This is a genomic window from Photorhabdus africana, assembly GCF_035181445.1.
GTDB classification, from domain to species: Bacteria; Pseudomonadota; Gammaproteobacteria; order Enterobacterales; family Enterobacteriaceae; genus Photorhabdus; species Photorhabdus laumondii.
Map to the genome: position 1 here is coordinate 17,596 of NZ_JAXBVE010000032.1, position 12,452 is coordinate 30,047.

Annotated in this window: 11 protein-coding genes; 1 reads left to right on the forward strand and 10 read right to left on the reverse strand. The window is 46.7% G+C overall.

What is annotated here, in order from left to right; translation table 11 throughout:
- Positions 1–114 precede the first annotated feature (114 nt).
- On the forward strand, positions 115–1,428 hold the full coding sequence (locus tag SLS51_RS16880) for an FAD-dependent oxidoreductase (protein WP_323839816.1): 1,314 nt from the start codon (positions 115–117) through the stop codon (positions 1,426–1,428).
- Positions 1,429–2,224: 796 nt separating this feature from the next.
- Here SLS51_RS16880 and SLS51_RS16885 read toward each other — a convergent pair.
- The 10 genes from SLS51_RS16885 to SLS51_RS16930 all read right to left on the reverse strand — a co-directional run bounded on the left by SLS51_RS16885 (position 2,225) and on the right by SLS51_RS16930 (position 12,130).
- Positions 2,225–3,322: a type II secretion system F family protein gene (locus SLS51_RS16885; RefSeq protein ID WP_323839817.1), complete on the reverse strand. Its 1,098-nt coding sequence runs from the start codon at positions 3,320–3,322 to the stop codon at positions 2,225–2,227.
- Positions 3,323–3,328: 6 nt separating this feature from the next.
- Positions 3,329–4,885 (reverse strand): GspE/PulE family protein, encoded by a 1,557-nt coding sequence (locus tag SLS51_RS16890; RefSeq protein ID WP_323839818.1) that lies wholly within the window; start codon positions 4,883–4,885, stop codon positions 3,329–3,331.
- 21 nt (positions 4,886–4,906) lie between these two features.
- The gene (gene pilP, locus SLS51_RS16895; protein WP_323839819.1) at positions 4,907–5,446 is read right to left on the reverse strand and encodes a type IV pilus biogenesis protein PilP; all 540 of its coding nucleotides are present in this window, start codon (positions 5,444–5,446) and stop codon (positions 4,907–4,909) included.
- Positions 5,433–6,695: a type IV pilus inner membrane component PilO gene (locus SLS51_RS16900; RefSeq protein ID WP_323839820.1), complete on the reverse strand. Its 1,263-nt coding sequence runs from the start codon at positions 6,693–6,695 to the stop codon at positions 5,433–5,435. The genes pilP and SLS51_RS16900 overlap by 14 nt, the downstream gene beginning before the upstream one ends.
- Positions 6,696–6,725: 30 nt before the next feature.
- Positions 6,726–8,330, reverse strand: a complete 1,605-nt coding sequence (gene pilN, locus SLS51_RS16905) for a PilN family type IVB pilus formation outer membrane protein (protein WP_323839821.1) — start codon at positions 8,328–8,330, stop codon at positions 6,726–6,728.
- A 4-nt stretch (positions 8,331–8,334) separates the two neighbouring features.
- On the reverse strand, positions 8,335–8,676 hold the full coding sequence (locus SLS51_RS16910; protein ID WP_113043217.1) for a toxin co-regulated pilus biosynthesis Q family protein: 342 nt from the start codon (positions 8,674–8,676) through the stop codon (positions 8,335–8,337).
- A gap of 103 nt (positions 8,677–8,779) precedes the next feature.
- Complete coding sequence (locus SLS51_RS16915; protein WP_323839822.1) at positions 8,780–9,304, reverse strand: hypothetical protein; 525 nt, start codon at positions 9,302–9,304, stop codon at positions 8,780–8,782.
- 101 nt (positions 9,305–9,405) lie between these two features.
- Positions 9,406–10,566 (reverse strand): shufflon system plasmid conjugative transfer pilus tip adhesin PilV, encoded by a 1,161-nt coding sequence (gene pilV / locus SLS51_RS16920; protein WP_323839823.1) that lies wholly within the window; start codon positions 10,564–10,566, stop codon positions 9,406–9,408.
- Between the two features lie 39 nt (positions 10,567–10,605).
- Positions 10,606–11,400: a prepilin peptidase gene (locus SLS51_RS16925; RefSeq protein WP_323839824.1), complete on the reverse strand. Its 795-nt coding sequence runs from the start codon at positions 11,398–11,400 to the stop codon at positions 10,606–10,608.
- Between the two features lie 157 nt (positions 11,401–11,557).
- Positions 11,558–12,130, reverse strand: coding sequence for a type 4 pilus major pilin (locus SLS51_RS16930; RefSeq protein WP_323839825.1), 573 nt, complete (start codon positions 12,128–12,130; stop codon positions 11,558–11,560).
- Between the last annotated feature and the right edge of the window lie 322 nt (positions 12,131–12,452).

The window sequence follows — 12,452 nt, forward strand, 5'->3', positions numbered from 1 at the left end:
TATTAAGACTATAGCAGTAACACAACCCGATGGCTGTGATCAAATGGTCCTAGCCAGCTACAGTCACCATGATTCTTTCAGAATCACATCGTACTACTTATGGAGAAAAAAGAAATGAACGTTGGAATAATTGGCTCAGGGATTGGTGGAGCATGCCTGGCACATGGCTTGCGCAAAAACGGAATAAAGGTGAAAGTCTATGAACGAGGCTCTGCTACGTCATCCATACTTCCCGGTTATGGAATTTACGTCGATACATTCGGCCAGCAAGCAATGCAGGAATGCCTCCCGGAAACCAACTGGCAAACCTTTAAAAAGATCTCAAAACCTGTTGGTGGACAGACAAGATTCTATGATGAACATCTGCGTCTTCTTCTCACAGCTCAGAGAGATATTCATCAGGAGGATGGACAGATCATTACCGAAGATCGGATGTCAATCAGCAGAGCTGAACTGATAGAAATACTAAACGAAGGGCTCTCAGATACCGTTCAATGGAACAAAACGTTCGAGCGTTATGAACACATGCAAAACGGTAAAGTCAGGCTTTTTTTCACCGATGGAAGTCACGAAGACGTTGATGTTCTTATTGGTGCAGATGGAAGCAATTCAAAAGTACGCAAGCAGTACCTCCCCGCGATAAAAAGACTTGATATTGGTGTTACCCTCATCGTTGGACGTGTACGCCTTACTCCGGCTCTTGCTGCCTCATTGCCGCAATATTTGCTAGATGGATCACCCAACAATATCGTGCCTAAAAGCCCTGGAGGGTTGTTTGTCTCTCTATGGCGTGCTCCGATCAACACTCAAGTAAAGGCCACATCGACAGAAATTGGTGATTTTGTCATGTGGGCCTATGCAGCAGCAACGAATAGCTATCCGAATGCGATTACTGATTTTCCTGCTGAATCTCTGTGTGATCTGATCCGCTCCCATATTGCTTCATGGGACCCAAACCTGCATACCCTGATTAAGCAGAGTGATATGGAAAACATCTCTGTGATTCCGTTACGCAGTATGAAGCATCTCTTACCCTGGCGTTCCAGCGTTGTCACTCTACTTGGTGACGCTATTCACAACATGACGCCAATGGTAGGAATGGGAGCAAACATAGCGCTTCGAGACGCACTTTTACTCACACAGACGCTAACTCGCGTAGCATCTGGTCATGAAAACTTAATCAAGGCGATTTCAGATTATGAACAACAAATGCGGACATATGCTAATGAAGCCGTTGAGACTTCGTTACGTGCCGCGCTAAATGCAGCCGATCGATCGATGATCAAGCGAATACTGTTTCGAACTGTACTTCGGGTTGCACAAACTTTACCGCCAATAAAGCGAGTGCTATTCCCGATAACAAAATCTGCGCAACACCAGGGAAAAATAAAATTAGGTACTACACACTCTTTTAGTAGTACGCAATAAAGAGGCTTTCACTTTACCTCCAGATAACTTACATGAACGATTAGCAAAGAATTTTCAGTAATATTGCGTCGGCTCAGGAATAGCGTCTGGTTTTGGTAAACCGGTGAGAACTTCTTTTTTAAAAATAAAGACTTGATAAGGCAGAATCGATTATTTACCATCGTATCGGCCGGAATATCTTTGTCTAAAAAATATAATAAAAATCCACGCCCGGATTATTTGGTAGGTTTTTGCCAAATTTACAATGGCTTAACCCTATATTATCCGGGCCATAAAAACTTAAGGGAATTATGCGTTTGTATACCCTATGGATTTCAAGATGCATCGCGGCGGCAAGGGAGCGAATCCCCGGGAGCATAGATAACTATGTGACCGGGGTGAGAGAGTGCAGCCAACAAAGAAGCAACTTGAAAGACGACAGGTATAAATCTATTAATTCTGTCATTTATAATATCCAGATAATTCATTGATAATTAATGAAAATAATTAAAAATCAATTATCATTCTTAGCTACAAACATCAATATTCAGCAGTATTTAATCATTTAACCTGGAATATCATTATCTTAAAAATAAAAAACATTCCATTAATAGAATCAGATAATGAATTATAGATAAATTTATTATCATTATTATTCTTATATTTTCATTATTATTTCCGCCACATCTTTGTCATTAAGCGCTCAGAGGATAATCGGCCCGCAAGTTTTTCTTAGCTCATTCAACACATTCTCACGACATGTATCACACGTTTCTAGTTTCCATATCCCGACTGATTTTCATCATCAATCTCAACATTAAACAGAAGGCATAGATAACGACTGATCAATGGCGTTTTCAATGCCCGATACCGCCGTCACCACCAGCATCAACATGCCACCAATCATAATAATTGAAGCCAACAGAAATCCACGCGTCACTATCTGAACCTTAACGATCGTTTCATCCAGCCAGTGCCGAGCGAACTTTGCCATTGATTGATCAAAACCCTGTAACCGTGACAATAACCTCAGATAACTGATCGCCTCGTTATCAGGGAAACGGTAACCGGTATCGCGCAATGCCTCACCAAAACCAGCCCCCATTGAAATATGTTCGAGCGTAGCTGCGATACGCACATACAGCCAGCGGGAACCCGCCTGTTCCAGCAGCAATTCCAGCGCCGATTGCAACATCATCCCTGAACGGATCAGCAACGACACATTCAGTATGAACATACTGCCATGAATGGTTCTGTACAGTGACCACGGCGGAAACCGGTCAAGCACCGTTCGCAGTCGTCCCCCCAAAAAAGATAGCGATAACAACAATAAAATGATCAATATCACCAGAAATATCAGCGAATAAAATCCATAATCGTTGACAAATGTTCCCATCAAATAAAGGGTATAAGCCGCACCATCCCATGTTTCAGGCTTAGAAACAGCGGCCAGTTTGGGCACCAAACTACCCGCCACAATATGCAGCAATACACATATCATCCCGATGAGTATAAGTGGATAAATAGATGTGCCAATAACAGCACTGCGGATCTTGCTACCCGCTTCGATCATGGCGATCGCATCCATAAAAGCGCTACGTATGTCGCCAGAAAGCTCACCCGCAGCAATCACCGCGACTTCATTGGGGCCAATCCATCGCTGTAAACTCTCCGCCAAGGTACTGCCCTGACTGACCGATTCATAGCAACTACTTAACACCAATGCGCAACCATTGTTGGGTTTATGGCCTTCGTTGCTGGCAATATTATACATTTCACGTAATGCATCAATCAGCATGATACGATTTTCCAGCATCATGATCAGATGCCCGTAAAAACGAATTCGCGCTTTCTTACCAAACTGGATCTTCGCAAATCGATAGTTCAGGCTTTCAACAAAATCGGTCATGGACATAGCGTTTCACTCTATTTGATGGATCGCAGGAATAATCGGCCCCATCACACGTTCTGCAGCACGGGGATCGATTATTCCGTCATTTATTTTGCGAATAAGTGCGTCGATCTTGCTTAATCCCGCCATCTCCGAGATCCAATATCGAGTCGCTTCGTGATGGTGACCCATTCGATAAGCTTGCATTAAGCCAGGAGAAGTGCGTATCACTTCAGCGACTACTGTTCGGCCCAAGGTGCCGCACTGTTTACAATGGTCACAACCTTCCCCCTGTAGACAAACCGACTCCGGCTGACAATAAAGATTTAGTCGTTTCAACAGACGCTCGGAGACTTCTTGTTCATGCCCTCGCAGGGGAACTTTACAATGAGGACATAACACCTGAATCAGCGCCTGGCTGACCAAACCAATCACCAGCCGCGAATCCATTAATAGCGACTCCATCACCGCCTCATCTTGCAAGCGAGGCAAGATCGCTAAAGCATCGTTTGCATGTATCGTGGTCCAAATAAGATGGCCGGTCATTGCTGCACGAAATGCCATCTTTGCAGTCACTGCGTCGCGTATCTCACCGACCATAATCACATCAGGATCGAGCCGCATTGCATCCGCAATTGCCATCGCCCATTCCTGTTCGACAATCATGCTATCACCTCGATCTCCGGTTATAGGCGATTGATTAGCGCCTTCAATTTCATATTCGGGTGGATCTTCAAGGGTCAACAGATGGATGCCTGCTTGCTCGGTTATCATCTTCTGCATCACCACTTTCAAAGTGGTGCTCTTTCCGCTACCCGTCGCGCCGGATAGCAGCACTACACCGGCCCGATGGTCCATCAGCTCTTCCAATATCTGACACTGTTCCGGCAAGTAGCCAAGATCGCTTAAGGTGCACACGGTACCGGGGCTATCCGCGTACAGCAATCGCAGCACCATTAACATGCCACGATCAAGGGGACGTGTATTAATCCGTGCCCCAGAAAGCCCGCACTCGGCCAGAAATTCATCTTTCATTCGCGCACGCTGTGCTTGCATCGGCTTAAAAGTCGGCTCCGCCACATCACACATACTTTGGTAAATCGTCGCACACAACCGCAATCCTTCCTCCGGGCGCAACTGTCCTACTGACCGCAAATAACCATCGATACGGCAACGAATTTCACAATAATTACGGCGAGCAACGATATGCAAATCTGACGCACGTTCCTCAGTCGCTTCGCCGATTAAGCGAATGATATAACGCTGAACATCCGATTCAGTCCCTCCCAGTCCATGACTTTCGCTCTTACTGAGACGATACAATTCCAATATGTTCCCCATGCCACAAGTGACAGTCTGATAGATAAGGCCATGTCTTTTGACCGTCTCTTCATAGGTCAGCACATGGGGATCAAGCCGGTGGGAAGCAGACACAGCAAGCACGCATTGCCCCTTCGGCTGCGACAACTCAACAAGACAGATCAAACTGCGGTTAGCTAACTCTACTTCAAGTGCACCGCTCAGGGCAGATAGAACTTTTGCACCCTGCCTGACCATACACAGCAACTCGGAGCTTGTTATTTCCATAGGAAACCGCCTACTCAGCAATTAACGACTTGGCAACGGTGGCGCTACCATTAAATCAAGACTATCCAACAACGATGCATCGTTGGTTGCGGTAAGGCCCACGTCATAGCATCGTCCTTGTTTAGCGAAAGTCACCACCCCCGTATTAATGCGGCTCACCTTATAACCATCCGGTAACCAATCACCCGCTTTCACATCCATAATGCCACCCAAACGAAACCGGAGCGTGGCAATCAACACCCCGTTACGTCCAAAGATTGACTTAACTAAAGGCAAATCGTTATTAACAACACTGCCTCTATTCACGACTCTGGAAATTTTATCGAGTTCAGCCTGCGCATTTGCCCTTGCGGTTTCGGCTTTAAGTAACATCAAATCTGTCTGTAATTTCTCCAATTGCGCAGCAACGCTATTGTTCGCCGTCATCTCTGGCAATACCGGTTTCTGTGCAACAGGTTTCGCCTGAATTGCTGAACGCTCAGTGGATGATACTTGTGCATATGCCAACGAAAATACCGACACCATCAACAGACTGATCATAAACTGACTAATTTTTTGCATAGAAAACTCCATTGAGTTCCCACTGAGGAAAACCATCAGCTAACACCACTTTGGCACTAGTGACCCTCAGTCCAGGGAAAGGCTTACCTGAAAACAAAGCATCTGGAGGTAATTGAGAAGAGAGCGTCCAACTATAAGTCCGCCAATCAGGATTGGCCCACACCTGTGTCTCTCCCTCTGCTCTAGGAGGCGGTGGTGGGGGCAAGACGGAAGCACTCTCAGTCAAAACCGGAGGGGGCAAATCTAGCGCCTGAAAATAAGAGATCAATTCAATCAACGCCTGATCGGACGACTGCAATACATCATCATCTGCCCGATCCTCACTCTGCTGCTCAATCGGTATCAATACCTGTGCCTGTTCTCCCCCATTGGAGATCACTGGACCAGCCCGGAAAATATTGATGGCAGCGACCTGAAAAATATTGATCGGCATGCCTTCATGACGCTGATAACTCACGGAAACCGTATCAGTATCCAAGCTAATCGATTCAACCCGCCAACCTGCCAGCGACAAGGGCACGCTGGCTAACACCCTCTTCCATATAGAGAATTGCCATGCCATTTGCGGTTGTGCAAGCCACGGATGCGGTGGTAGGGCTTCCACCACCTCACGGGGTAAATCAGGTAGTTCCACCACCTTATTCTGTTTATAGGTATGCCACATCCACCAACCGCCCCCCAACAAAAGTGTTAAACCGGCGGTCATGGCAAAGACCTTAATTTGATACTTCGACATTTCGCCGGTTAAACTTTCTAGCTGACCGACCGACTTTTTCAATATCGATTTCGATAATAGCTGCTCTAATGGCATCTCCGGCCACAGTGATTCAAACTCCTTCGGTGCATAGATGGCATGCCACAGCCCATTAGCATCCTCTACTAGCTGTACCGTCTCACGCAACTTCGTCTCGATCTCTTCGCGAGTTCCGATCAAATCACGTCCAGCCATGATTGCCCCCTGGTGTACTGCCACTAACGCATAACACGCATCAGACAAGTGAAACGCGCCGATCCAGTTAGATTTATCCACCACTTTAGCCAAGACAGCCGCCAATGAATAATAACCGGGTTCTCCTGCCTCCTTTGACGCATAACCGACCTGAACACCTCGTCCAACACGATGGCGAACGGCTAGGGTAAACCCCGCTGCAACTCCATTTCTGCGCATGTTAGCCCGCGCCAGTACCGCTACCGGTGGCCGCCAGATGATGCCAGCCACCAGAGTCTTACCATATAACTTGATTTGCATGACACGCTCCACGCCTATCTCGGTCATCTTTTAATCTACCACTATAGGCGTAATCATGACCACGATCACATTATGATTCCTTTTACCCTGACGACTCCCGCCCAAAAGCTGATTATCCGGGCTACCTAAACCACTGCGATCACTGGTATCTGACTGTTGCTCGAACCCGGATAACACCAGCGTTTCACCTGAATGCAGCCGCACTTTCTGACTGAATGCACGTAAATCTATCGTCGGCAACTGCACCTGACCGGTCTCTTCCTTGCCAAATTTCTCCAGCCTCTTTAAATCGCTCAAACTAATGTTGTACTGCAACAATATTTGCTTATCCGCCATAGCATAAGGCAGCATCAACATATTAAAACCCGTCGTCACTGTTGCGGGCTCAATCCCCACCGAAGTACCGACTTGTGGCGTTGAAGTATTGGAAATGGATGCAACATAACCGGTCTGAGTTGCCACCTGCATCGGTACTGCCTGCAAATTCAGCGTAGTCACAGAGGGTTGAGTCACTATGGATACTTTGCCTTGTGCTGATAACGCCTTAATTAGCAAAGCGCTGTCACTGAATGGTCCTTTGAGGATGTGAATATTGGTACTGATTCCGCCGTCATCAATAACACTATTCCTGCTCTCATTACTCAATCCTATACGAGCACTTTTATAAGCTAGCGACCAATCGACACCATACTGATCAACGCGATCGAAAGTCAGATTCAAGATCTTGACATTAAGCACCACCTGCGTGGTCAGCAATTTATTCTGTTGATCAATGTAATCCTTAATCCTATCGAGTACTTCGGGTGAATCGGTTACCGCCAACGATGCTGTCGCCATCGATAGAGTTAGCTTACCTTCCCCCGGTGTCAGCATGGCTGATACCGTTTTTTGGATCTCATCCATCACCGAACGGGTCAAAGAAGTTGCCAGGGTTTGAGTACTACCGCTATTACCACTGTCACCCTCACTTACTCCACTGCCAAACGTCGCACTCGTCGTCGCGGTCACGCTGGAAGACAATGCATCCGTACCCGGCAATGCATATATTTGAAACACCCGCGTCTCTGTTTTGAAAATATGCACTGCACCATGATGTACTTTCCAATGCAAACCAGACGACGAAACAACCGAATCGAGCAACCCCACTAGCGATCCATGCCAATTCACATGAATTTTCAACACGTCCGGCGCCCCCTCTCCAGATACCGGCTGTGTGCCTGAATTGACCACCACAACGCCCCGCTCGCTCCCTCTTTCACCCAATGTCGAACCGGGATAGACAGCAAGCCGGGCATCGGCGCTGATCACCACGGGTACACCGCAAATACGTTTGATCTTATCCGCAAACTCACCCAAGGTAATCGGCTCAGCTTCCTCAAGGGTCAACCGACAAGAGACGGTTTCACTCTCCTTCTTCGAGGGGATCTCCTTAGTTGACACCCAATAACCATGCACATGCACATGCACCGACGTTGCTGCGGCACTATCACGTAACCCCTTAACAATCTCCGTCGCCTGCGCCATCTCGGTATCTGCCTGCTGATCGACCTTAGCGATTGCGGCACAACCTGACAGGCCAGCGGCTACGCAGGGCAACAATAACCATCTGTAAAACGCCAAAAACTGAATAGCCATGTTATTACCCCTGAGCCTGTACATGGACAAGCCGCTGTTCCTGATAAATATCGACGTTGAAAGGACGATTCGCCATTGTGTAAGCGTCGAACAACGCACTCACCGCTTGAATGAACGTGCCACTGAAACGCAGATTAGCCCGGATCGGAAAATCATAGGAGGCATCCCACACCACCTCATAACCGGACCTACTGGCCCACGCTTGTATAACATCACGCAACGTTTGCCCCGACGTTGCTGTCCACACTGCCGCCAGAGGAACCGATGTTGGCACTGGTGTGGCATAAACGGCGACATTTGACAGAGAGACAAGCGCCATAAAAACAGATGCGATTATTTTATTCATCGATCTTTCTCCAAAGGAAAATCAGTAGCCAAACAACCCATTAATAGGTCAGTTACCCGAAGAAAGCCCGCTTGCGGAATGGCAACTACAATATTTCTACCAGCTACAATATTTCCACCAGCGCCCCGTCAGAAACAAATTCCCGAACATCACCCGGTAATCGTCTGGCAAGTTGGCTTTCTATGCGTTTTCCCTTGCCATCGATAAGCCAAGAGCCACGCTTGAAACCTATCTGATCGGGTTCTGCTCCCCATCTCAGCAATTCTGCGAAAGCCCCGTGCAACAATACATTGTCACCGGTGCTGATATTTTTGCGGAAAATATAGACATGAGCCCCTGAAATAAATCCTCCCCAAAGACACTGACTGGAAAAATTGTCACACCAAGCATCGGTGTTGACCCACTCCATATGCAAAGCGGTTAATGCCTGCTGCATATTCCGGCGCCTGACCTTTCCTTGAGAAGGATGATCAAGTAATTGCACCCCGGCTGAAGCATAACTACGAAACAGCGCTGCAACATCGGTCCTGGCACGCACTGACTGCACACGCACTTCATGTAACAACTGACCGAAAATTAGTTGCATGAAAAACACAACCACAACGCTAACAATCGCTAATGGCCACATTTTCGTTCTCCTGCAAATTAAAAACGTAGAAATCCACCCACCAGAAAAATCAACATTGAACACAGCCAATCATCCGTTCCCTATACCCTGTTTTCCGTACTCTATTTTCCGTACTCTGCCTTCTGCCCTGCGGCATCTTTCCATTGCAAAATTGGGATACCAAAACCCGCATGCTGGCAAATCAACAACTCTCCCTGTTTACTCATGGATACGCTACCTAACGCAGGACATCCCCCACCGGCAAAACTGCCCGTTTTCGTACTTATCACCAAGTTATTACCAACAACCACGTTTTTATCCGCATGAACATCACCGGCTGCCAAGGTGCCTTTCCTCGCGGGATTAGCATTACCATCCAAAATAAATAACGTGCCATGTGTTGGATTAACAACCATTGCACCATCATTACCTTGCGCGATATAAGATTGTTTTTGCTGAAAACGGGAAGCGAAAGCAACCTTATTCACCCCCTCAACCATACCGGTCCCTTGCATCGACAGCGTATCGACCTGATCAAGGCGATTGCCACTCATGTTGATGCTGGTCTCCATCTTATTCCACTCTGGATGCCCATCTATTTTTTGCCGATGAAGCAAATCACCGGCCAAGGTACCGGGACCATAAGTTGATGCATCCCTAACAAATGGAGCGTAAAAAATGCGCCCAATTTCAGTAGGTCGTTGATTGAAAAAACCGGCAAAAGATTCCGGTACATTGACCTGACCGTAGCTGTTCCAATAAGTGACTGGATTATGACTGTCACGATCTTGGTAATCGAGATAGAGGCCGCCAACGCCAATCAATTGCACGATTTTCATTGCATGTGCCGCCACATCCGGCTGTTTTCCGCCCGCTATTGCTGGAACGGTGTAAATCAGTGGATCGATGCGTTTTTTGCCATTAGGCAGCACAACGACACGTAATACGCCATCATATTTCTGACCAAGCGGATTGACCGTATTTTGATCCAATCCGGGTGGCAAATAAGGGCGCATCTCCGCCCAATGGATTGGTGCCGACGTAGGCCCTTGAGTTAAAGCGGTGTAATTATTATTGACATAATCCACCACGGCATCGCCGAGGTGCTGGATTTGCCCGGCTACCACCTGATTTACCAACATATCACTCTGCCTATTCAGATAAATCACACCGACCACCATCATTGACGCCAGTACCATGAGTGCAATCGTCACTTCCAACAGAGTGAAACCGGCATTACGGCGGCATATCATCAATACAGATACAGACTTACCATCATGCATAAACAGCCCTTCTTATTTATAAAGCTGCACCACGGCTAGCTACCGATGACAAAGCGCAACAATTAATCCAGCCACTGCCAGACCCGGCCCGAAAGGTATCTGTGGTGTTTTAATTTTGCGTAACCACCCCATTGCCAGATAACTTACCAGCGTGAACTCCACCGCCAGCAAAATCACGACTGGAAGCGCTTCCAACCCTAACCAGGCACCAAGCGCCGCCAGAAACTTGGCATCTCCCATGCCTAATGCATCGCGCCGAGTCAATCGGCGGGCGATCCACTCAACCAGCCGGAAAAACAGATACCCACAAACCGCGCCAATGACAGCCAAAGGCAACGTGACAAAACCGGTGGATGGCAAATTAAATAGCAGCCCTAGCCATAACAAAGACAGTGTCAGTTGATCGGGCAGCAGCATATATTCGAAATCGACTACCGCCAGTACGACCAACATCGAACTGAGCACTAAAAACCCCAACAACGAATAACTCCACCCCAAGTCCAAAGCCAGTAAAGAAAAGAGCACCGCTACCGCGCCTTCAACCAGTGGATAACGTATAGAAATCGCACCCTTACAGTATCGACAGAGCCCTTTTTGGTGCAAATAGCTCAACAGGGGAATGTTATCGCGGGCCGCTAACACGTGGCGGCAACGTGGACAATGGGAACGGGGAAAACAGAGATTAAAGCTGGCAACCTCATTATTGATTTCAGCGAAAATCATCATCGGCAGGCGACAGATCACCACATTAAGAAAACTTCCGACGCACAACCCTAGCAACCCTGATGCCAGCACCAAACACCCAGTAGAAGATTGCAACCACCCTATCATCATGATGATCTCCCGGCAGATTCAGCACACAACGATGGGATAAGGGAAACAACAACAAAACCAGAGAAACCGGCTACTTCCCTCACCAAGAAAATGCTGCTTGAAAAGCCTTCACTAAGCTTGCCAAGCCACACGTCATATCAAGCCATCAATCCATGTCCTAACTGGCAGAAACCAACGTCACGGTATTCGCATCATTGGCATTACACGCCGCTTCAATTTGCGCCAAAGTCGAATCTGATTTAATTTCCGTGGCTGACTGTTGCCCTTTCCCACCTCCACCACCCACGGTCATTTTCGACCAACCCGCCACTCGCAATTTCAGCGAAAGTTGCTGGCAAGCCTCATCAGGCACATTTTGATACTCAATCTTAAAAGTCTGAGCGGTGGTATCTCCCGGAGAAATGGTTACCTTGCCATTCCAACTATTAAAAATAATCCCGGACTTACCATCCTGAGTCATATTGGTCGGCACGACTTTGTAATTAATGGCAATTTTGTTATCCAAACTGTCATAGCCTTTGGCACCATTTTTAATTGACTTCAAATTTGCGGCCATCTGAGTAATATTCGACGATTCGGTTGAGATTTCCGAAGCCCGAAACAACTTACCAATCCCCGCGGCGGCGGCGGCTAATATCACAATACCAACAATCATCACAACTAATGCTTCAATCAGCGTAAAACCTAATTGATACCTGGCACCACGCAATACATTGACTTTCTTATTCATGCTGATCACTCCAAAATCGAAAAATAGATGTGCTACAACTCGTTCTTAAGAACTGTTGCCGGTGAATCACTCACATACTTGCAAAAGAAATAAAACATTTACGTTATGATTTCATTGATAAAAATATTTATAAAATTTCAATGTTTCATTATGAAATTAATACTATAAGTTATCATTTAGAAAATAAAATTGTTTAAATCGTTCAAAAATCATGCAATCGATCGATAAAAACTATCAAATTTATTAATTTAGATCGCAAACATCGATTAAAACTAATGATACAGCTCATTAAAAAATCAATGGATTTTATTCTGCCAATCAG

Excerpts from the sequence above, each read along its gene's own strand:
- SLS51_RS16880 (WP_323839816.1), top strand. The coding sequence starts at position 115 with ATGAACGTTGGAATAATTGGCTCAGGGATTGGTGGAGCATGCCTGGCA.
- SLS51_RS16885 (WP_323839817.1), bottom strand. The coding sequence starts at position 3,322 with ATGTCCATGACCGATTTTGTTGAAAGCCTGAACTATCGATTTGCGAAG.
- SLS51_RS16890 (WP_323839818.1), bottom strand. The coding sequence starts at position 4,885 with ATGGAAATAACAAGCTCCGAGTTGCTGTGTATGGTCAGGCAGGGTGCA.
- pilP (WP_323839819.1), bottom strand. The coding sequence starts at position 5,446 with ATGCAAAAAATTAGTCAGTTTATGATCAGTCTGTTGATGGTGTCGGTA.
- SLS51_RS16900 (WP_323839820.1), bottom strand. The coding sequence starts at position 6,695 with ATGCAAATCAAGTTATATGGTAAGACTCTGGTGGCTGGCATCATCTGG.
- pilN (WP_323839821.1), bottom strand. The coding sequence starts at position 8,330 with ATGGCTATTCAGTTTTTGGCGTTTTACAGATGGTTATTGTTGCCCTGC.
- SLS51_RS16910 (WP_113043217.1), bottom strand. The coding sequence starts at position 8,676 with ATGAATAAAATAATCGCATCTGTTTTTATGGCGCTTGTCTCTCTGTCA.
- SLS51_RS16915 (WP_323839822.1), bottom strand. The coding sequence starts at position 9,304 with ATGTGGCCATTAGCGATTGTTAGCGTTGTGGTTGTGTTTTTCATGCAA.
- pilV (WP_323839823.1), bottom strand. The coding sequence starts at position 10,566 with ATGCATGATGGTAAGTCTGTATCTGTATTGATGATATGCCGCCGTAAT.
- SLS51_RS16925 (WP_323839824.1), bottom strand. The coding sequence starts at position 11,400 with ATGATGATAGGGTGGTTGCAATCTTCTACTGGGTGTTTGGTGCTGGCA.
- SLS51_RS16930 (WP_323839825.1), bottom strand. The coding sequence starts at position 12,130 with ATGAATAAGAAAGTCAATGTATTGCGTGGTGCCAGGTATCAATTAGGT.